The sequence below is a fragment of the Alkalilimnicola ehrlichii MLHE-1 genome (genome assembly GCF_000014785.1).
Taxonomy (GTDB): domain Bacteria; phylum Pseudomonadota; class Gammaproteobacteria; order Nitrococcales; family Halorhodospiraceae; genus Alkalilimnicola; species Alkalilimnicola ehrlichii.
Window position 1 is genome coordinate 1,588,018 of record NC_008340.1, and the last position, 20,630, is coordinate 1,608,647.

Sequence of the window (20,630 nt, forward strand, 5' to 3'; positions counted from 1 at the left end):
CAGGTACGCACTGGCCGGAATGCGGGAAAATCAGACGCGTAGGCGCTGGGTCAATAGATAGACCGGGACAGCGGGTAGTGCGGAGGTGGCAGGCGACCCGTGGCGTTTTGCACCAGGGTCTGGCAAGCGGGCATGTGCCGGGCCCAGCCGCGGGATGGCAACGCCATTATCGGCGGGTTCCACCGACGCCGCTTCACGTGGGTCACCTAGCAGGGCCGGTCCCTTCGCAAGCGGCCCTTCATGATGGCAGAGCGGTATCTCGAAAGGACCGTGGGCACGCACGCTCGGGTCGTGTTCGGCCGTTTCGGGGGCAACGAAGGGGGCTGGCTCAGGGCATGCCAAAGCCAGGCCCATCGGCAGCAAGGCCAGCAGGATCAGCAACACCAGCCGCCCGAAGGGCCTGGCTGGCGCTCCTCCCGCGACCGTTTCAGTGGGTTGCTGCACTTGCATGATGGATATCCGTCGGCCCTACACCTACCATAGCAGCGAAACGGGGCAAGCACTTGGTGGCCCGCCGGGTGGGCACCATGGTCACCCCCTCCCTGCGCCTTTCCTGGGGGTGCTGCTTGTTGTTTTGATCTCAATCAAGTTTTCGCCGGCTGTGCCGTGTAAGACTCCCGATCATGGCTCGATCCACCTTTGCCCACATTCTTGTTCCGCTGCTCGCCGTGGCGTTTCTGCTGCTACCCCTGCACCATGCCTGGGGCGCAGCACACCATGACCATGGCGGGGCCGATACCGCGTATGCCGATGCCGTGCCTATGGCATCCAGTGCGGCGGACGACGGCTGTGGGCAGGCAGCACCGAACGGCCAGGCGGGTGACTGTGTCTTCTGTGCCACCTGTGTATCGGTACTGGCCGCCGACTCGGCCGAGCCCATCCCACCCCTGCCGCTGTTGACCGCGCTGTCCATCGGGCAGTCGCCATCCCGGGCTCCTGCCCCAGAGCCCCGACCTCCCAGACTGCCTCTCGCCTGAACGTAGGGCGGCGCCACGCCGTTTGAGCGCGGTGCATCAGTGCACCGTGCCCAGCCCATGCGCCGCCTTGTCCTGCCGAACCCCGTGGCGGTGGCAGGACGCCTACGAACCCACCCGATAAAGGCGGGCCCGGGAAGGGCCCTGAGGCGAGGGATACCCGTATGCATTTCTTGAGTCCGGGCAGGCCAAAAGGCCTGCTGTTTGGTGTGCTGCTGGCCGCCGTGCCCGTCCTGGCACCGGCCCAGCCCGCCCTGACCCTGGAAGCGGCCGAGAACATGGCCCTTCAGGAGGAACCGACCATCGCCCGTTACCGGGAGCGGGCCGCTGCCCGGGAGGAGGCCGCTGTGGCGGCGGGCGCCCTGCCGGACCCCCTGCTGATCACCGAGCTGATGGACGTGCCCGCGGACCGGCCGCGGCTGGACGGGGACGAGATGACCCAGTTCAAGGTGGGGCTGCGGCAGGCCTTCCCGCGGGGCCAGACCCGCACTCTCCGCCAGGAGCGAGGGGGTCTGCGGGCGAGCCAGGCCCATGCCCGGGGCGACGACGCCGAACGGGCGGCGCTCAACGCGGTGCGTCAAGCCTACTTGCGGCTCTACAACCAGCGCCGGGCCGTGGCATTGCTGGAGGGCAACCGCAGTCACTTCGAAGAATTGCTGGAAATCACGGAGCGGGCGCTGGCCGCGGGTCGTGTCTCCCGCCAGGATGTGATCCGCGCCGAGCTGGAGCTGGAGCGGCTGGAGGACCGCCTGAGCGCCGCCCGGGCGGCAGAGGCCGACGCCGAGTCGGCCTTAGCCCGCTGGATTGGTCCCCAGGCCGCGCGGCGGCCGTTGCCGGATGCGCTGCCGGAGCTAGCGCTACCGGATGACAACGGCATTGACCATCACCCCCTGTTGCAGGCCCAGGACTTGGCCGTGGCCGACCAGCGCCGGGGAGTGGATCTGGCCCGGCAGGGCTACCGGCCCGAGTGGTCGGTGGAGCTGACCTACGGGATGGCCACCGGCAATGACATGGATGCCCCGGATCGCCTGTCCGCCATGGTGGTGCTGGACCTGCCGCTGTTCACCCGCAATCGCCAGGACCGGGATGTGGCCGCCAGCCGGCGCGAGGTGTATGCCGCCAAGCACGACCGCGAGGTGCAGCACCGCACCCTTACTCAAGCCCTGGCCAGCCAGGCGGCCCGCTGGCAGCGCCTGCGGGAGCGAGAGCGGCGCTTCGAGGAGCGGCTGCTGATCCACGCCGCCGACAATGTGGAGGCAGCGGAACAGGCCTACCGGGCGGGCACCCTGGCGTTCACCGCACTGATGCAGGCCCGCATCACCTATCTGGAAACCCACCTGGATGCCGTTCAAGTGGCCACCGACCGCCGGATGGCCCAGGCGGAACTCCTCTATCTCTCAGGAGCGACCCGGCGATGAAGTTTGTGAGCCTATTCATTGCGTTATTGATCGGTTTCGGCCTTGGCGCGGGCGCATTGTGGTTCCACCAGGGGGGCACCGCGGGGCAGGGAGGCGGCAGCAGCGAACGGGAGGTCCTTTACTACCAGCATCCGCACAACCCCACGATCCGCTCGGACGAGCCGCGCAAGGATGAGATGGGCATGGACTACATCCCCATCTACGCCGGTGACGAGGGCCGGGACGATGACCCGGACGTGCTGAGAATCAGCCCGGTGGTCGTCCAGAACATGGGGGTGCGCACGGCCGAAGTGGAGCGCGGTGCGCTCCACCGGCAAATCAGCACCGTGGGCTTCGTCGAGGTAGACGAGGCGGCACAATCCCATGTCCACCTGCGCACCGAAGGCTGGATTGAGGACCTGCGCGTACGCACCACCGGCGAGCGGGTGACCGCCGGTGAGGTGCTTTTCCGGCTCTATTCGCCGGCGCTGGTCAGCGCCCAGGATGAGTTGCTGCAGACCCTGCGTCGCAACGGTAACGCCGGTCCGGCCCGGGAGCGGCTGCGGGCGCTGGGTATGCCCGCCGATGCGATCCGTCAGGTCGAACAGCAGGGCCGGGCCCTGAACCTGGTGCCCGTGAAGGCGCCCCAGGACGGCGTCGTCCAGGCACTCAATGTGGCCGAGGGGATGTTCGTGCAGCCGGGCACCGAGGTGATGAGCATCGCCGATCTGTCGCGCATCTGGGTCATCGCCGATCTGTTCGAGCACCAATCGGACGCGGTGCGCGAGGGCCTGGATGCCGAGGTCCACTTCCCTTTCCGGCCCGGCGAGACGTTGGTCGGCAGCGTGGGCTACATCTACCCGACCCTGGCCTCACCGACCCGTACCATCCGGGCCCGGATCACCCTGGATAACCCGGACGGGCGACTCAAGCCTGGCATGTGGACCGATGTGCATATCGACGGCGAATCCACCGAACCGGTGTTGCATGTGCCCGCGGAGGCCGTGATCCGCACAGGCCGTCAGGACCGCGTGGTGACGATGGAGGAGGAAGGCCGCTTCCGCGTGCACGAGGTGCGGGTAGGGCGGCGCGCCGGCGACCGGTTGGAGATCCTCGAGGGGCTGCAGGTCGGGGCGCGCATCGTCACCTCCGGCCAGTTCCTGATCGACTCCGAGTCCTCGGTGACGGTCAGCCTGGCGCGCCTGCAGGCCGCGGCGGAAGCCGATGATGGCAGCGTCGCCGCCGAGGGCCGCATCAACCACGTGGATCCGGAGGCCCGCCAGGTCAATCTGGACCATGAGCCGATCGCGGAACTGGGTTGGCCGGCGATGACCATGGATTTCGAGGTGGCCGAGGACGTGGCGCTGACGGATCTTGAGCCCGGTGATCCGGTGATCATCCACATCCGCGAGCGTGAGGACGAAGAGTATGTCTACGAGCTGACCCACATCGAGCGGCTGGCCGATCCGACCGGCGAGACCGATGACGCCCCCGATCACGACGCCCACACGGGCCATGACCACTGAGGAGGGCCGGCATGATTGAACGGATCATTCAGTGGTCGCTGGACAACCGCCTGCTGGTGCTGCTGCTCACCGGCGTCTTCGTGGCCTGGGGGGTGTTCTCCGCCCGACAAACGCCGTTGGACGCCATTCCCGATTTGTCGGATGTGCAGGTGATCGTACACACCGAGTATGCCGGGCAGGCGCCCCAGGTGGTGGAGGACCAAGTCACCTATCCGCTCTCCACCGCCATGCTGGCCGTGCCGGGGGCGCGGGACGTGCGCGGGTTCTCCATGTTCGGCGACTCCTACGTCTATGTCCTGTTCGAGGATGGCACCGATCCCTACTGGGCGCGCTCACGGGTGCTGGAGTACCTCAGCCAGGTGGCGCCCGACCTGCCCGACGAGGCCCGTCCGGCGCTGGGGCCGGACGCCACGGGGGTGGGTTGGGTGTACCAATATGCCCTGGTCGACCGCACTGGGACGCATGATCTGGCCCAATTGCGCTCCCTTCAGGACTGGTTTCTGAAGTTCGAGCTCCAGTCTGTCACCGGTGTCTCCGAGGTGGCCACCCTGGGCGGCATGGTCAACCAGTACCAGGTGGTGCTGGACCCTAACCGGGCGCGCGCCTATGGCCTGACTCTGGGCCAAATCCGACAGGCCATTCAGGACGGCAACCGCGAGGCGGGCGGTTCAGTGGTGGAGATGGCCGAGGCCGAGTACATGGTGCGCTCCCGCGGCTACCTCACCGGCTTGAACGACCTGGGACACATCCCCGTGGGGGCCAGCGAAGAGGGCACCCCGGTGCTACTGGAGGACGTGGCGGAGATCCGCAACGGCCCCGAGGCCCGGCGCGGGCTGGCCGAGCTGGACGGCGAGGGCGAGGTGGTTGGCGCCCTGGTGGTCATGCGCCACGGTGAGAATGCCCTGGCCACAATCGAGCGGGTCAAGGAGCGGGTGGACGAACTCAGGGGCAGCCTGCCCGAGGGTGTGGAGATCGTGGAAACCTACGACCGCTCCACGCTCATCGAGGCGTCGGTGCAGAACCTCTCCGTGAAGCTGGTCCAGGAGTTCCTGATCATCGCGGCGGTCTCCCTGGTGTTCCTGCTGCACCTGCGCTCGGCGCTGGTGGCCATTGTCAGTCTGCCCATCGGCATCCTGGCTGCACTGCTGATCATGCAGCAGCAGGGGATCAACGCCAACATCATGTCCCTGGGCGGTATCGCCGTCACCATCGGGGCCATGGTGGACGCGGCCATCGTCATGGTGGAGAACCTGCACAAACGGCTGGAGCGGGCACCGCCCAATGCCGACCGCTGGGAGACGGTAGCCCTGGCCGCCAAGGAGACCGGCCGGCCGCTCTTCTTTGCACTGCTGATCATCACCGTGAGCTTCCTGCCGCTCTTTGCGCTGGAGGGGCAGGAGGGGCGGATGTTCAAGCCTCTGGCCTTTACTGGCACCTACGCCATGGCGGCTGCCGCCGGTCTGGGCATCACCTTGGTGCCGGTGCTGATGGGCTACCTGGTGCGCGGACGGATCCGACCGGAGGCCCGCCATCCGATCAGCCGCCTGCTGATTGCCGGCTACCGGCCGGTGTTACGGGGGCTGCTGCGCTATCCCTGGGCGACCGTGGGGGGCGCGGTGCTGGTGGCCGCCACCATGGTCATTCCGGCCTCCAAGCTGGGCACTGAGTTCATGCCCGAACTGGACGAGGGCGATCTGATGTACATGCCCTCACTGGAGCCCGGGGCCTCCATCGACAAGGTGCGGGCGTTCCTGCAGCAGACCGACCGGCTGATCGCCTCGGTGCCGGAGGTGGAGCAAGTGTTCGGCAAGGCCGGCCGTGCCGATACCGCCACCGATCCGGCGCCCCTGGGGATGCTGGAGACCGTCATTCGCTTCAAGCCGCAGGAGGAGTGGCGCGAGGGGATGACCAAGCAGGACATTATCCGCGAACTGGACCAGGCGGTGCAGTTCCCGGGCGTGGCCAACGTCTGGGTGCCGCCCATCAAGACCCGCATCGACATGCTGGCCACCGGCATCCGCTCCCCTGTGGGGGTCAAGATTGCCGGGCCCGATTTGGGCGAGATCGAACGCATCGGCCAGCAGGTGGAAGCGGCACTGGAGCACGTCCCGGGTACGGCATCGGCCTACGCCGATCGGACCGCCACCGGTCGTTACGTGGAGGTGGACATCCACCGCGCGCGCGCGGCGCGCCACGGGGTCAGCGTGACGGAACTCCAAACGGTCATCCAGGCGGCAGTGGGCGGCATGAAGGTCACTGACACCGTCGAAGGGCTGGAACGCTATCCGGTGAACCTGCGCTATCCCCAGGACTGGCGCGATTCCCTGGAGCGACTGCGCGAACTGCCGGTGGTCACTCCCAACGGCGCCCATCTTCCGCTGGAATCGCTGGCGTCGGTGGAGATAGTCGACGGGCCGGCCATGATCCGCACGGAAAACGCGCGCCTCAACGGCTGGGTGGTGGTGGACATCCGCGGCCGGGATCTCGGCTCCTATGTGGCGGATGCCCGCCAGGCGGTGGCCGAGCAGGTGGACCTGCCGCCGGGTTACTCCATCCACTGGTCGGGCCAGTATGAGCATATGGAGCGGGCAAAGGAGCGGCTTGCCTACGTGGTGCCGGTCACCGTGGTGCTGATCTTCATGCTGCTTTACCTCTGTTTCCGTAGCGGTCCCGAGGCCCTGATGCTCATGGGGGCGCTGCCCTTCGCCGCCGTGGGTGGGGTGTGGCTGCTCTACGGGTTGGGCTATGAGGTGTCCGTGGCGGTGGCGGCAGGCTTCATCCTGCTCATCGGGCTGGCCACGGAGTTTGCGGTGGTGATGCTGATGTACGTGCGCAACGCTGTGCACCAACACCGGCCACGGGACCGCCGCGAGCTCAAGGAGGCGATTATCGAGGGCGCGGTCATGCGCGTCCGGCCCAAGGCGATGACCTCGTTGACCGTGGTGCTGGGACTCTCCCCGTTGCTGATGGACAGCGGCCCCGGCTCCGAGGCGATGCAACGCATCGCCGCTCCCATGATCGGCGGGATGATCACCGCCCCGCTGGTCTCACTGCTGCTGATCCCGGTGCTCTACTGGCTCTGGCAGCGTCACCGGCTTCCTGAGACCCATCAGGAGGGGGCGGGCGCTTGAGCGCGCACCCAGCACTTCCTTTGAATCCATTGAGGAAAGACTGAAATGAACCTGAAGACCAATACTTACGTACTTTTCCTGACATTCGGCCTCATGCTGGCGGCCGTGCCGGCACTGGCGCATGACAGCCATCATGGCAGCAGCGCCGTGACCGCTGAAGGCCAGGGAGTGCTGCAGGCGATCAACACCGAGGCCCGCACTGTGACGCTGAGCCACGAGCCGATCCCCGAGCTACGCTGGCCGGCCATGGAAATGGACCTGCCCCTGCGGGAAGCGGAAATGGCGAGCGGCTTCCATGCTGGCGATGCCGTGCGTTTCACCCTGGAGCAGGTGGGGGAGACCGACTACGAAATCATCGAACTGCAGCCGCTGGACTGAGTGAGCGGTTCTCTCGATGTCGCCCTGGCCAGCACCCACGGCCAGGGCGACCTTTCCGCTGTTGGGACCTCGTCTTTAGGGCCCAGGGAAGCGGTAACGGATGCCCAGGCCGACAAAGTTGGAGCCGCCCCGCACGCCCGAGTGCACCCCGAAAACCCCGGAGCGGTGGTGGATGCGCAGGAACCCGCTCCAGTGTTGCGCCCCCGGTGCTGTGACCTCCATCTCCGCCATCAGGTAGGTGAGCAGCCGCATGGAATCACGGTCTTCCCTCGAGGCTCGGGGCTCGAGGGGCGGGCGCTCGGTGGCATAGGACAGCCCGTGGCCGCCGGCAATACGGGTATCCACCCACCGGTCCCAGGGAAAGCGCTGCCAGCGCGCGACCCAGAGGGCATTGAACTCATAGTGGCGCTGCTCACCCCAATGACGGACCAACTGGCCCTCCAGCTCCCAGGCAAACCCCAGCCACTCCCCCAGGGGATGGCCGTAGGTCACGGCGGCGAGGTGGGCATCACTGTTCAGCTCGGGTGGGGGCTCGCTGATGATATCCACCAACCGCTCGGGGGAATAACGGGCGACATAAGCACTGATTTGCGGTGTCTCAGCCAGGGCTGCAGACGGGCTCAGGCACACAGCCAGGACCAAGATGGCCAACCGGCGGAATATTGGGGGGGCAGGGGATAACATGCCGTGTGAGTTCGCCGCAGTGGGTTTCCCGTAATATAGAAGACGGCAGTGGCGCTAGGTCTGCCCCAGCCAGATCTGTATAATTGCGCGCCCAGCCTCACCGTTGAGTTACTCCGATCGCATGAGCACCCAGGACATCCAGCGCCGCCGCACCTTCGCCATCATCTCCCACCCGGACGCCGGTAAGACCACGCTGACGGAAAAACTGCTGCTCTTCGGGCGCGCCATTCAACTTGCCGGGACGGTGAAAGGCCGCAAATCGGACCGCCATGCCACCTCTGACTGGCTGGAGTTGGAGAAGCAGCGGGGTATCTCCGTGACCTCCTCGGTGATGCAGTTCCCGCACAAGGACGCCATTGTCAACCTGTTGGATACCCCGGGGCACGCGGACTTCTCTGAGGACACCTACCGCACGTTGACCGCGGTGGACTCGGCCCTGATGGTCATTGACGCGGCCAAGGGTGTTGAGGAGCGCACCATCAAGCTGATGGAGGTCTGCCGGCTGCGCGATACGCCGATCATGACCTTTGTCAACAAGCTAGACCGTGAAGGGCGCGACCCGATGGAGCTGCTCGATGAGGTGGAGGAGGTGCTCAAGATCCGCTGCGCGCCGGTGACCTGGCCGCTGGGCATGGGCAAGCAGTTCCGGGGCGTCTACCACCTGCGGGAGCAACGGGTGCACCTGTATAGCGCCACCCATGGTGGCCGAATCCAGGCAGGGGAGGTGATCGAGGGTCTGGACAACCCCCGCCTGGATGAGCTGTTCGGCTCGGAGGCGGAGCAATTCCGCGAGGAGTTGGAACTGATTCGGGAGGCCGGCCACGACTTTGATCACGACGCCTACCTGCGCGGTGAACTGACGCCGGTCTATTTCGGTTCCGCCATAAACAACTTCGGGGTGCAGGAGCTGCTGGACGATTTCGTCGATTACGCCCCGGCGCCGCTGCCGCGGCCGGCGCAGGAGCGGCGGGTGGAGCCCACCGAGGAAAAGCTCACCGGTTTCGTCTTCAAGATTCAGGCGAACATGGACCCGCAACACCATGATCGAGTGGCCTTTATGCGGATCTGCTCGGGCGGCTACCGGCCGGGCATGAAGCTGCATCACGTGCGCACCGGCAAGGACGTGAAGATCAGCAATGCCATCACCTTCATGGCCTCGGATCGCGAGCAGGCCGATGAGGCCTGGGCCGGGGACATCATCGGTCTGCACAACCACGGCACCATTCAGATCGGTGACACCTTCACCGAGGGCGAGGCGCTGAAATTCACCGGGGTGCCCAACTTCGCCCCCGAGCTCTTCCGCCGGGTGGTGCTCAAGGACCCGTTGCGCGCAAAGGCGCTCACCAAGGGGCTGGAACAGCTTTGTGAGGAGGGCGCCTCACAGCTCTTCAAGCCGCTGCTGGGCAACGAACTCATCGTGGGCGCGGTGGGGGTGTTGCAGTTCGACGTGGTGGCCTACCGGCTGAAGACGGAGTACAAAGTCGACTGCCGCTTCGAGCCGGTGAACGTGAGTACCGCCCGCTGGGTGCACTGCGAGGATGAGAAGAAGCTGGCCGAGTTCAAGCGCCGTAATGAGGCCAACCTCGCCATCGACGGCGCCGGCAGCCTCACCTACCTGGCGCCCACACGGGTGAACCTCCAGCTGGCCGAGGAGCGCTGGCCGGAGGTGGCGTTCACGGCCACCCGCGAGCACTGAGGCCCGCAGCGGCCTCAGGCGCCGATCAGGCGCTCAAAGATACGGAAGCCGGCCAGGTAGGTCCCCACCGCGGAACCCAGCGAGGCGAACAGGAAGACCAGCAGGGTGCGGGAGACCCGGTTGGTCCACCAGCCGCGCCAGCGGGTCACCGACTGACGCAGGCTGCGGAAATCGCCCACCCGGGGCCGCCGCATGGCGATCTCGATGGCCGCGGCGACGAAGCCCGCCCCCACCGTCGGGTTCAGTGAGGTCAGCGGTGCGGCGAAGAAGGCCCCCACCACGGTCACCGGATGGCCGCCGGCGACCAGGGCACCGGCCGCTGACAATCCCCCATTGATCAACACCCAGTCCAGCACCAGCCGCAGCCCCAGCTCCGGGCTGCGGGAGAAGCCGATGGCGAAGCCGGAGAGCACCAGCAGGATCACCAGCCAAGCGATCCGCTTGGGCCAGGGGCTGGGCGGGGGCATCTTCGAGAGTTCCGCCTGCTCCGCCGCTGGATCGGGCACCGGCTCTGCCAAGGCCTCGGCCAACCCCTTGAGGTGGCCCGCGCCAATGACCACCAGGACATTCCCATAGTCGTGGCCAGCGGTCTCCTGCAGCAGGCGGCTGGCCATGTAACGGTCGCGCTCGGCGATCAGCGGTTGGTAGAGGCGGGTGGAACTCTGAGCGAACTCCGCGAAGGTGGACTCGAGGATATCGCCCTGTTTGAGCCGTTCGATATCCTCCTCGGTCACCTTCTCACGGGAGAACAGGCCGGCAAACAGCCCGGAGATCAGGGTGAAACGTTGCCACCAGGGGATGTTGCGGTAGAGCCGCTTCATGGTCACGCCGATGTCCCGGTCCACCAGCATCAGGGGTTTTTCGGCGGCCTTGGCCTCCTTGGCGGCGGTCTTCATCTCAGCACCGGGCTCGATGCCGAACTGCTCGGCCAGCCGCTGCTGGTAGGCCCCCAGGGCAAGGCTCGCTGCCACCATCCCGCCGCGGCCGTCGCGCAGCACCTTGAACAGGTCCATTTGCTCCAAGGCCTGCGGATTGGTCAGGCTGAGGTAGCGACTGTCGCACAACTCCACCGCCACGGCGTCAAAATCGCCGCTGCGGATCAAGGTGCGGACCTCATCCGCGCTGGCGCGGGAGACATGGGCGGTGCCGAGCAGGGTGAATGTGGTGCCACCGACGGTTACGGTGCGCCTGGGGCCTTGAGTGGTCATCGATGCTCCGGTTGCGGGCGCGGACGCCGGATTATCCCGCAACTGGGCGGTCAACCCAAGCCCTGGCGCTGGCCATGGGTTAAGATGACATCATGGCATTGAATACACCGGCACGCCCCGGCGCCCGGAGGTGAACGGCATGTTCCGGCTGGACAGGCTCTGGCGCGGCAGCCGCCCCGGGGAGCCCCTGAATAACCTGCACTGGCACGAGGCCATGGCCCGGTGTTGGCCATTGCCGGCGCTGAGTGCCGATGAACGCCCGCAGCTGGAGGCCCTGGCCCGCGAATTTCTGGCCTCCCGTGCCTGGGAGGGCGTCGGTGGCCTGGACCCGGACGAGCGGCTGCGACTGGCGGTCACGGTACAGGCCTGCCTGCCAGTGCTTTCCCTGGGGCTGGACTGGTACAGCGATTGGGTGACCGTGCTGCTCTACCCCTCCGGTTTCGTCGCCCGGCACGTATGGGAGGATGAGTTCGGAGTGGTCCACGAGGAGGAGGGGCCGCTGGTGGGTGAAGCCTGGGAGCGCGGTCCGCTGGTGCTCTCGGCCGAGGACGTGCTCACGCCCGAGCCTGGGTTCAGTGTCGTGGTCCACGAGTGTGCCCATAAGCTGGACATGCGCAACGGTGACGCCAATGGCCAGCCGCCGCTGCACGCGGAGATGAGCCCCGCGCGCTGGAAGGCCGCCTTCAGCGCCGCCTGGGATCGATTTGCCGAAGGGGTCGAGGCACAGGCCGACTGGCTGCCCTTTGATGCCTACGCCGCGGAAAACCCCGGGGAATTCTTCGCGGTCGCCAGCGAGGCCTTCTTCACCGATCCGGCACCGGTGCAGCAGGTCTTCCCGGAGGTCTATCAGCAGATGGTGGCCTTTTACCGGCAGGATCCGTTGGCCCGACTGACGCGGGCCGGTCTGCTGCCCTGAGGGTGGGGGCCAGGGAACGCGCGTCCAACTGCGGCCCAGACGGCACTGGGCCCGGGCCGGCGTTATGCCGTTCCGGGCCCAGTGCAGTCGTCATCAACCCACCGCGTTAGCCCGTGTGGCGGCCGATACCGCGCACCTCCATGGCGCGACCGATCTCCTCCAGGCTGGTGGGATCGTCAATGGTGGAGGGCACCGGCACGTCATCCTCCTTGGCCAACTGGCGGATGGTCTTGCGCAGGATCTTGCCCGAGCGGGTCTTGGGCAACTTCTGCACCACAGCCACCTGCTTGAGGCAGGCGATGGCACCGATCTCGTTGCGGATCAGCTGCACCAGGTCCTTCTCCAGTTCGGCCTCGTCGACCTCGACACCGTCCTTGAGCACCACGAAGCCCACGGGCAGTTCGCCCTTCATCTCGTCGTGGATGCCCACCACGGCACACTCGGCGATGGCGGAGTGGCTGCCGATGACCTCCTCCATCTCGCCGGTGGACAGCCGGTGACCGGCCACGTTGATCACATCGTCTACCCGCCCCATGATGAAGACGTAGCCCTCGTCGTCGATGTAGCCGCCATCCGAGGTGTCGTAATAGCCGGGGAAACGCTCCAGGTAGGAGCGGCGGAAGCGCTCATCGTCGCCCCAGAGGGTGGGTAGGCAGCCGGGAGGAAGCGGCAATTTGACCACCAGGTTGCCCTGTTCGCCGGCAGGAAGCGGCTGGCCGCTGTCGTCCAGCACCATGACGTTGTAGCCGGGCACGGGCAGGGAGGCAGACCCGGACTTGACCGGGAAGAGCTCCACCCCGGTGGGGTTGGCCACGATGGGCCATCCGGTCTCGGTCTGCCACCAGTGGTCGATCACCGGCACGTCGAGGATCTGGGTCAGCCATTCGTAGGTGGGGGGATCGAGCCGCTCACCGGCCACAAAGAGCTTCTTGAGGCAGCTGATGTCGTAATTGGCCATCAGCTTGGCCTCGGGGTCCTCCTTCTTGACCGCACGGAAAGCGGTCGGCGCCGTGAAGAAGGTCTTGACCTGGTGCTCGGAGATCACCCGCCAGAAGGCCCCGGCATCGGGGGTGCGCACCGGTTTGCCCTCGTAGACGATCGTGGTGCAGCCGCGGATCAGCGGCGCATAGACGATATAGGAGTGGCCCACCACCCAGCCTACGTCGGAGGCGGTCCAGAAGACCTCGCCCGGATGCAGGTCGTAAATGGTCTCCATGCTGAAGTTCAACGCGGTGGCATAGCCGCCGGTATCCCGCACCACGCCCTTGGGCTTGCCGGTGGTGCCGGAGGTGTAGAGCACGTAGAGCGGATCCGTGGCGTCCACCGGCACCGGGTCGGCAGGGCTGACCCGGCTGCAGAGTTCGTCCCAGTCATGGTCGCGGCCCGGTTTGAGTTCCGCCTTCTCCTGCTCGCGTTGCACTACCAGGGTTTTCTCCGGGGGATGCTGGGAGCGCTTGAGGGCCTCGTCCACCAGGGGCAGGTAGGGGATGACCCGTGTGAACTCCACACCGCAGCTGGCCGTGATAATGGCCTTCGGTTTGGCGTCGTCGATGCGGATCGCCAGCTCGTTGGGCGAGAAACCGCCGAAGACCACCGAATGGATGGCACCCAGGCGGGCACAGGCCAGCATCGCCTCCAGTGCCTCGGGGATCATCGGCATGTAGATGACCACCCGGTCGCCCTTCTCCACGCCCAGCTCGCGCAGGGCGCCGGCGGCCCGCGCCACCCGGTCCCGCAGCTCGCTGTAGGTGAACTTCTGTTGGGTGTCGGTGACCGGTGAGTCGTAGATGACGGCGGTCTGATCGGCCCGGCCGTTGTCACAGTGGTAGTCTAGGGCCAGGTGGCTGATGTTGAGCTTGCCCCCCTTAAACCAGCGGTAGAAGCCCTTCTCGTCCTGACTGAGGATCTCCTGCGGTGGCTCGAACCAGTCGAGCTTCTCGGCCTCACGGCGCCAGAAGCGCTCCGGCGCCTCGATGGATTCACGGTGGATCTCGCGGTAGCCCATGCTGCTCCTCCCGAATCAGTCGTCGGTTATGGCTGTTCTTTTGCTTTAAGGGTCCAGGGTGCGGCCTGTTCTCTCCCAGCCTTTCACCCGGCACACCGGCTAGCTTAACCACACGGCGTCGCAGTGGCCAAGGATTATCTTAAAACAAGCACTTATGGTGAAGCCGGGGTCAATGCTGCGGGTCTGGGACCCCAATTTTTTGTTAATAGAGGGGCATGTTCCCGGTTTCCGCCGCCTTGCCGGCGTCGGTTCGTTTGCGTTAAGCGTAGTCGACGGACGGACCGCCCGGGGTACGTCCATCGGGCTAGACCGTTAGGGTGGGGTCTCGCAAACTGTTATTATCCTGAATTGGCACATTAACCTTCCGGAAGGTTAGGGAATTGCACTCGGTCGCGGAGGGGCGCAGTTTTTGGATAAAACCACGCTGTTGGGGTTGGTCTCCGGCATCACTATCATCTTTGCCGCCATCGGCTTGGGTTCGGCGCCCGGGGAGTTTCTCTATCTACCGGCGCTGTTGATCGTATTCGGGGGCACGCTGGCCTCCACCATGATCAAGTTCCCGTTCACCCACGTGGCGAACTCCTTTCGGGTGGCCGGTCTCGCCTTCGTTCGCCAGGAGGAGGACCCCCGAAGGCTGATCCTGCAGGTCAAAGAGCTGGCCAAGACGGCGCGGATGAAGGGGCTCCTGGCGCTGGAGGATGCGGAGGTGGAGAACCCCTTTTTCCGCAAAGGGCTGCAGCTCTGCGCCGATGGTGTTGAGCCGGAGCTGATGCACAAGGTCCTGAAGGAGGACCTGGAAATGTCGGTGGAGCGCCACGACGTGGGCCAGCGGATCTTCCGCGCCATCGGCGAGGCGGCCCCGGCCTTCGGCATGATCGGTACGCTGGTGGGCCTGGTGCAGATGCTGGCGCATCTGGATGACCCGGCGGCCATCGGGCCGGGTATGGCCACCGCACTGCTCACCACCCTTTACGGCGCCATGTTCGCCCAGCTTGTCGCCTTGCCCATCGCCGACAAGCTGGAGCTGAGGGCGCAGAACGAAAGGGCCAACAAGATGCTGATCCTCGAGGGTATCAATTGCATTCGCCAGGGCTTCAACGCCCGGATGATCGAGGAACTGCTGACCGCCTATCTGCCCACCAAGACCCGCGGTGAGCTGGCAGCGATGGAAGAGGCCCGCACCGGGGAACCGCAGGGCGAGGAGAGCCGCTAAGCCCCATGGCCAAGCGACGCCCGCCGCCGGCCTGGATCACCACGTTTGCCGATCTGATGGCGCTGCTGGTGGTGTTCTTCGTCATGCTGTTCGCCTTCTCCTCGCTGGATGCGGAGAAGTACCGGCTGGCCGCTCAGTCCATCCGAGCGGCCTTCGGTCCGCAGTTGACCGAGGGCGACCCGAGCCCCAGCCCCAGTCCCATCGATTTTGACGGCGGCTCGCCCGTCGATCCGAGCCTGCTGGAGGACCTGCTGGACGCCGTCCCGGACCCCATCGATCAGATCACCGCCGAGCTCCAGGAGCAGTTGGAGGGGGAATTGGGTGAGGGCCTGCTGGAGGTGGAGCGCCTGGACGAGAACGTGCTGATCCGGTTCCCGGAAAAGGCCGCCTTCCCCTCCGGCAGCGCCGACGTGAACGCCTCCTTCCTGCCGATCCTGCACACGGTGGCCGGGGTGCTGGCCGGGCAGGGCGGGACAATCCGGGTCTCCGGGCATACCGACGACGTGCCCATCGACACCGAGCGGTTCCGCTCCAACTGGGAACTGTCCACCGCCCGGGCGACCGAGGTGGTGCACTTGTTGCTGGAGGCCGCGCCCATAGAGCCAGGGCGCTTCATCGCCCAGGGCCACGCCGACACCCGGCCACTGCGGCCGAACACCAGCCCGGAGAACCGGGCGCGCAACCGGCGGGTGGATGTGCTCATCACCGGGTTGGATGATTGGAACCGCTGGGGCCCGCCGGCGGAACAGCCGGTGCTGGATGTGGTTCCCGAGGCTATGCAGGCGCCGCCGCCGGCGCCTCGTTGAGCCGTGACAGGCAATCGGCAACCGCCACCCGTTGCGCCTCCGGGGCAGTGGGCTGCATCAGTGGCTGCACATGGCACCGATCCACCTGCAGAGCCTGTAGATACCACTTGATGTGCTTGCGCGCGATGCGGGGCCCCATCCAGTCGCCGTAAAAGCGATGAATCTCGCGCAGGTGGGTCAGCAGGGTCTGCTTGCGCACCGCCAGCGAAGGCGTGGCGACCCGCGTACCGGTCTCCAGATAGGTGTGAATCGCCTGGAAGAGCCAGGGTCGGCCCTGGGCCGCGCGCCCGACCATGACCGCATCGGCGCCGGTTTCGTCCAGCACCTGCCGCGCCTTGTCTGGGCTATCGATATCGCCGTTGGCGACGACCGGGATGTCCACCGCCCGACAGACCGCCTCCACGCTGCGGTATTCGGCCTGACCCTGGTAGGCCTGGACCCGTGTCCGGCCGTGAAGCGTCAGTGCGGCCACCCCGGCGTCCTCCGCCATCCGGGCGATGGCCACGGCATTGCGCCGCTCGGGCGACGGACCGGTGCGATACTTCAGGGTGACCGGGACCTCCACCGCGGACACGACCGCGGTCAGGATCCGGCGCACCAGGGGCTCGTCCGCGAGCAGTGCGGAGCCGGCCATGCGATTGCAGACCTTCTTTGCCGGACAGCCCATGTTGATGTCGATGACCTGGGCGCCCCGCTGTACGTTGTAGCGGGCCGCCTCCGCTAGGGCGACCGGATCCGCGCCCGCGATCTGCGCCACCCGTGGGCACTCGTCGTCGGCGAGGGTGGCGCGCCATTGGCTCTTGCGCGTCTTGCGCAGGGTTGGATCGGCGGACAGCATCTCCGAAACCGCGAGGGCGGCACCCCATTGGCGACAGAGCTGACGAAAGGGGAGGTCGGTGATGCCGGCCATGGGTGCGAGCAGCACCCGGCCGGAGAGTTTCCAAGGGCCGATGTTCATGTTCCAATCAGGTTGCGCTGTTCGAGCGCGAGCATACCCTGAGCGCGTCGGTCCCCGCCAGTCAGGGCTAAGTGTCTGCATCGGTTGGGGAAACCCGGACAATCCACAGAACCTGTGGATAACTTTGTGGACAACGGGGGGAAACCGCGCTGTAACCGGCGTCATTACGCGCTTGTTGCGGTTTTGTTCAATGGGGCACCAATAAGAAAAAGACCAATAAAACCAAGGCTCTATGGTGTTTCTCAAGGTATAGGGTGAAGAGTTCCCGAGAAACCCCTGTCTCTCTAACCCGGGCCGACCTCTTGTGCATAAATGGGGCTTGTCAAGCCCCGGCGCGGCTCGAAACCGACCGAGGAGAAGGCCATGCGTTCTGCCTTTCTGGACCGAGACTCGCTGGATCAGGGCGATCTGGACCTGGCGCCGTTGGAGCAGGCGCTGCCCGATCTGCGCCACTACGAGCGGACCGGGGCCCATGAGGTCGCCGACCGGATCGCGGACCTGAATGCCGTGGTCGTGAACAAGGTGGTGTTGGATGAGGCGGCCTTGGCCGCCGCACCCGACCTGCGGCTGATCCTGGTGGCGGCCACCGGCACCAATAACGTGGATCTGGCGGCGGCCCGGCAGCGGGGGATCACCGTGTGCAACTGCCGGGGCTATGGCACCGATGCGGTGGCCCAGCACACCCTTGGTCTGATGCTCGCCCTCAGCACCCGGCTGTTGGACTACCACAACGCCGTGCAGGCGGGGGAGTGGGGCCGGAGCGAACAGTTCTGTTTACTCGATTACCCTATCCAGGAGCTCTCCGGGCGGACCCTCGGGTTGGTGGGCCACGGCGAGCTGGGCCAGCGGGTCGCGGAGCTGGCCCGGGCCCTGGGGATGACCGTCAAGGTGGCCGCGCGGCCGGGCGGCGGACCGCCGGCACTTGGGCGCGTGCCGCTGGAGCAGCTTCTGCCCCAGGTGGATGTCTTGACCCTGCACTGCCCGCTGACGGATGCCACCCGTAACCTGATCGGGGCGGAGGCCCTCCAGCGCCTGCCCCGCCACGCCCTGTTGATCAATTGCGCGCGGGGCGGCATCGTCGATGAACAGGCGCTGGCCGATGCCCTGCGTGCGGGGGAGATCGGCGGGGCCGGGGTCGATGTGCTGTCGGAGGAGCCGCCGGTCAACGGCAATCCGCTCCTGGCCGGCGACATCCCCAACCTCATTGTTACCCCCCATTCGGCCTGGGGCAGCCGGGAGGCCCGGCAGCGGATCGTGATGCAACTGGCGGAGGCTGCCCGTGGCTATCTGGACGGGCATCCGGTGCGGGTGGTCAGCGAGTAGTGAGCGACCCGGCACCACCGTAAAATACCAAGGACCCATCAATACCAAGGATCTAGGGAGGAGCACCTCGCCATGAGTAGGGAATCAATGGAATGGAGCCTGGTCACGGGCGGCGGCACCGGTCTGGGCCGGGCGCTGGCGCTGGCGCTGGCCGCCCGGGGCCAGCGAGTCATCATCACCGGGCGCCGTCCCGGGCCGCTGGAGGCGACCGCGACCGCCGCGCCTGACGGGGCCGTGGTCCCGGTGCCGGCCGACGTGGCGCAGGAGGAGGGCCGCCAGCGGATCGGCCAGGCCGTCGACCAGCACGCGCCGAATGGCTTGCGTTTCCTTATTCACAATGCCGGCACCATCGACCCCATCGGGCCGTTGACCGAGCTCGATCCCGAGCAGTGGCGGAGGAGCCAGGCGATCAACGTAGAGGGGCCGCTGTTTCTCACCCGGTCCCTGTTGTCCCGCCTGCCCGCCGGCAGCCGGGTGCTGCACATCTCCTCCGGTGCCGCCCACAGCCCGATCCCCGGCTGGGGGGCCTACTGCACCGCCAAGGCCGCCCTGCACATGCTCTACCAGTGTCTGGACGGCGAGCTGCGTGACCGGGGCATCCGTGTCGGCAGCCTCCGCCCGGGGGTGGTGGACACCCCGATGCAGGCACACATCCGTGCCAGTTCCGAGGCGGCGTTCCCGCTGGTGGAGCGATTCCGTGCCCTGCACCGAGAGGGGGAGTTGCGGTCGGCCGAGGAGGTGGCCGACTTCGCCTGCTGGGTGCTCAGTGCCACCGACGACGACCGCTACGCATCGTCGGAGTGGAATATCTCCGACCCCGAGCAGACCCGTGACTGGCAGCGCAGCCCCGGGTAAGCGGCGGGCCGTGCCGAGCGCGCCGCCGGTTCATCACCGTGACCGGATGGGGCGGGGCGCGGTATGGCCGGCCGTGGTGCTGGCCCTGACCGCCGGGCTCGCCGGCTGTGCCCAGGACGAGCCCGGCGCGGAACGCTGGTACGACGAAGGGCAGGTCGTACGCGGTGAGGCGCTCTATCAGCAATATTGCGCCCAATGCCACGGGGTGGCCGGGGACGGCGCGGAGAACTGGCGCCAGCGGGATGCCTCCGGGCGCACCGGCCCGCCACCGCTGAACGGCACCGGTCACACCTGGCACCATGGCAAAGACGAGCTGCGCCATTTCATTCGGCATGGCCTGGGGCCCGGCATGCCGCCCTGGCGCGCGGTACTGTCCGACGACGAGGTGACCGCGGTCATCGCCTACCTGCAGCATTGGTGGCCGGAGGAGATCTACCAGGCCTGGCAGCGCTACGATGCCCGCTTTCGCGAGGCCGGCGTGGACCTGGGGGAGGAGCCGGTACCGCAGGCCCATCCGCAGCCACCGTCATCCGAAACCCCGGGAGGGTCACCCCCCTGATGGACCGATTACTGGCAATGGAGGCCTTCGTCGCCGTGGTGGAGGCCGGCAGCTTCGTCGCCGCCAGCGAGCGTCTCGGCCGGGCCACGAGCACCACCTCCCGGCAGGTATCGGAGTTGGAGGCGCACCTGCAGGCCCGGTTGTTCCAGCGCACCACCCGGCGCCTGACGCTCACCGAGCAGGGACAGGTCTTTTACCGGCATTGCAAGGATCTGCTGGCGCGGCTCGAGGAGGCTGAGGCCGAGGTGGGGGCCGGCACAGGGGAACCGAACGGGGTGTTGCGGGTGACCGCCCCGGTCTCCTTCGGCACCCTGCACCTGGCCGGTCTGATCCCGCAATTCCATGCCCGGCACCCCCGCGTGCATCTGAACCTGTCACTGGACGACCGCCAGGTGGATCTGATGGGCGAGGGCCATGACCTGGCGCTGCGCATCAGCCGCTCGCTGCCGGAGCATCTGGTGGCCCGCAAGCTGGCGTCGGTCAGCATCATCACCTGCGCGGCACCGGGTTATCTGGCCCAAGCGGGTCGGCCGGAGCGGCCGGAGGCCCTGCAGGCGCACACCTGCCTGCTCTACTCCCAGGCCGAACCCTACCGCACCTGGACCTATCAGGGCCCGCAGGGGCCGATACCGGTCCGGGTCGGCGGCTACCTGACCGCCAACAACGGGGACGTGCTGCGCGCAGCGGCCTTGGCCGGTGATGGCATCGCCCAGCTCCCGGCCTTTCTGGTCCGTGACGACCTGTCAGCCGGTCGCCTGGTCCCGCTGCTGCCCGACTACCCTCTGCCGCCGCTGGGGGTCTACGCCGTCTACCCCAGCCGGCGCTATCTGCCCGCCAAGGTCCGTGCCTTCGTGGACTTCCTCGCCGAGACCTGGCGTGACACGCCCACCTGGGAGCAGGGGCCGGCCCCCGACTGAAGCGCGGGATTTTTCCGCCTGACGGGACAATGATTTTCGCCCGGGCCGGGTTTTCCATCACAACGGGATCCGTACACTTTGGCC

16 protein-coding genes are annotated in these 20,630 nt (G+C 66.8%); 12 read left to right on the forward strand and 4 right to left on the reverse strand.

Features of this window, described 5'->3' with window-relative positions:
- The first annotated feature begins 1,138 nt into the window (after window positions 1-1,138).
- From MLG_RS07090 to MLG_RS07105, 4 genes are read left to right on the forward strand one after another with little or no spacing between them, the layout of a single operon-like run.
- Window positions 1,139-2,392 (forward strand): TolC family protein, encoded by a 1,254-nt coding sequence (locus tag MLG_RS07090; protein ID WP_011629132.1) that lies wholly within the window; start codon window positions 1,139-1,141, stop codon window positions 2,390-2,392.
- Window positions 2,389-3,897 carry an efflux RND transporter periplasmic adaptor subunit gene (locus MLG_RS07095; RefSeq protein ID WP_011629133.1) on the forward strand — a complete coding sequence of 503 codons (1,509 nt, stop codon included), beginning with the start codon at window positions 2,389-2,391 and terminating at the stop codon, window positions 3,895-3,897. The genes MLG_RS07090 and MLG_RS07095 overlap by 4 nt, the downstream gene beginning before the upstream one ends.
- A gap of 11 nt (window positions 3,898-3,908) precedes the next feature.
- On the forward strand, window positions 3,909-7,028 hold the full coding sequence (locus MLG_RS07100; RefSeq protein WP_011629134.1) for an efflux RND transporter permease subunit: 3,120 nt from the start codon (window positions 3,909-3,911) through the stop codon (window positions 7,026-7,028).
- A gap of 45 nt (window positions 7,029-7,073) precedes the next feature.
- The gene (locus tag MLG_RS07105) at window positions 7,074-7,406 is read left to right on the forward strand and encodes a copper-binding protein (protein WP_011629135.1); all 333 of its coding nucleotides are present in this window, start codon (window positions 7,074-7,076) and stop codon (window positions 7,404-7,406) included.
- Window positions 7,407-7,481: 75 nt separating this feature from the next.
- Here the strand turns inward: MLG_RS07105 and MLG_RS07110 are convergent, their stop codons facing one another.
- Window positions 7,482-7,955, reverse strand: a complete 474-nt coding sequence (locus MLG_RS07110) for a hypothetical protein (protein ID WP_049753538.1) — start codon at window positions 7,953-7,955, stop codon at window positions 7,482-7,484.
- A 256-nt stretch (window positions 7,956-8,211) separates the two neighbouring features.
- On the opposite strand from MLG_RS07110, the gene MLG_RS07115 reads away from it, so the two are divergent.
- Window positions 8,212-9,786 carry a peptide chain release factor 3 gene (locus MLG_RS07115; RefSeq protein WP_011629137.1) on the forward strand — a complete coding sequence of 525 codons (1,575 nt, stop codon included), beginning with the start codon at window positions 8,212-8,214 and terminating at the stop codon, window positions 9,784-9,786.
- A 14-nt stretch (window positions 9,787-9,800) separates the two neighbouring features.
- Here the strand turns inward: MLG_RS07115 and MLG_RS07120 are convergent, their stop codons facing one another.
- Window positions 9,801-10,994 carry a TraB/GumN family protein gene (locus tag MLG_RS07120; protein WP_011629138.1) on the reverse strand — a complete coding sequence of 398 codons (1,194 nt, stop codon included), beginning with the start codon at window positions 10,992-10,994 and terminating at the stop codon, window positions 9,801-9,803.
- A 139-nt stretch (window positions 10,995-11,133) separates the two neighbouring features.
- Here MLG_RS07120 and MLG_RS07125 point away from each other — a divergent pair, with 139 nt between their 5' ends.
- Complete coding sequence (locus tag MLG_RS07125; protein WP_011629139.1) at window positions 11,134-11,910, forward strand: M90 family metallopeptidase; 777 nt, start codon at window positions 11,134-11,136, stop codon at window positions 11,908-11,910.
- Window positions 11,911-12,016: 106 nt separating this feature from the next.
- Here MLG_RS07125 and MLG_RS07130 read toward each other — a convergent pair whose 3' ends face one another.
- Window positions 12,017-13,915 carry a propionyl-CoA synthetase gene (locus tag MLG_RS07130; protein ID WP_011629140.1) on the reverse strand — a complete coding sequence of 633 codons (1,899 nt, stop codon included), beginning with the start codon at window positions 13,913-13,915 and terminating at the stop codon, window positions 12,017-12,019.
- Window positions 13,916-14,324: 409 nt separating this feature from the next.
- On the opposite strand from MLG_RS07130, the gene MLG_RS07135 reads away from it, so the two are divergent.
- Together MLG_RS07135 and MLG_RS07140 are read left to right on the forward strand one after the other, a co-directional pair.
- Window positions 14,325-15,128 (forward strand): motility protein A, encoded by an 804-nt coding sequence (locus tag MLG_RS07135; RefSeq protein ID WP_011629141.1) that lies wholly within the window; start codon window positions 14,325-14,327, stop codon window positions 15,126-15,128.
- A 5-nt stretch (window positions 15,129-15,133) separates the two neighbouring features.
- On the forward strand, window positions 15,134-15,934 hold the full coding sequence (locus MLG_RS07140; RefSeq protein ID WP_011629142.1) for a flagellar motor protein MotB: 801 nt from the start codon (window positions 15,134-15,136) through the stop codon (window positions 15,932-15,934).
- Here MLG_RS07140 and dusB read toward each other — a convergent pair.
- Window positions 15,903-16,892, reverse strand: coding sequence for a tRNA dihydrouridine synthase DusB (dusB, locus tag MLG_RS07145; protein WP_049753539.1), 990 nt, complete (start codon window positions 16,890-16,892; stop codon window positions 15,903-15,905). The two genes, MLG_RS07140 and dusB, sit on opposite strands and share 32 nt — an antisense overlap.
- Before the next feature lie 363 nt (window positions 16,893-17,255).
- Between dusB and MLG_RS07150 the strand changes: the two genes are divergently transcribed.
- The 4 genes from MLG_RS07150 to MLG_RS07165 all read left to right on the forward strand — a co-directional run bounded on the left by MLG_RS07150 (window position 17,256) and on the right by MLG_RS07165 (window position 20,546).
- A complete protein-coding gene (locus MLG_RS07150) occupies window positions 17,256-18,215 on the forward strand; it encodes a 2-hydroxyacid dehydrogenase (protein ID WP_011629144.1) in 960 nt (319 codons plus the stop codon).
- A gap of 72 nt (window positions 18,216-18,287) precedes the next feature.
- Window positions 18,288-19,070, forward strand: a complete 783-nt coding sequence (locus MLG_RS07155; protein ID WP_011629145.1) for an SDR family NAD(P)-dependent oxidoreductase — start codon at window positions 18,288-18,290, stop codon at window positions 19,068-19,070.
- Complete coding sequence (locus tag MLG_RS07160; RefSeq protein WP_156774649.1) at window positions 19,045-19,629, forward strand: c-type cytochrome; 585 nt, start codon at window positions 19,045-19,047, stop codon at window positions 19,627-19,629. The genes MLG_RS07155 and MLG_RS07160 overlap by 26 nt, the downstream gene beginning before the upstream one ends.
- Complete coding sequence (locus tag MLG_RS07165; protein ID WP_011629147.1) at window positions 19,629-20,546, forward strand: LysR family transcriptional regulator; 918 nt, start codon at window positions 19,629-19,631, stop codon at window positions 20,544-20,546. Before MLG_RS07160 ends, MLG_RS07165 begins: the two co-directional genes overlap by 1 nt.
- Window positions 20,547-20,630: the final 84 nt, after the last annotated feature.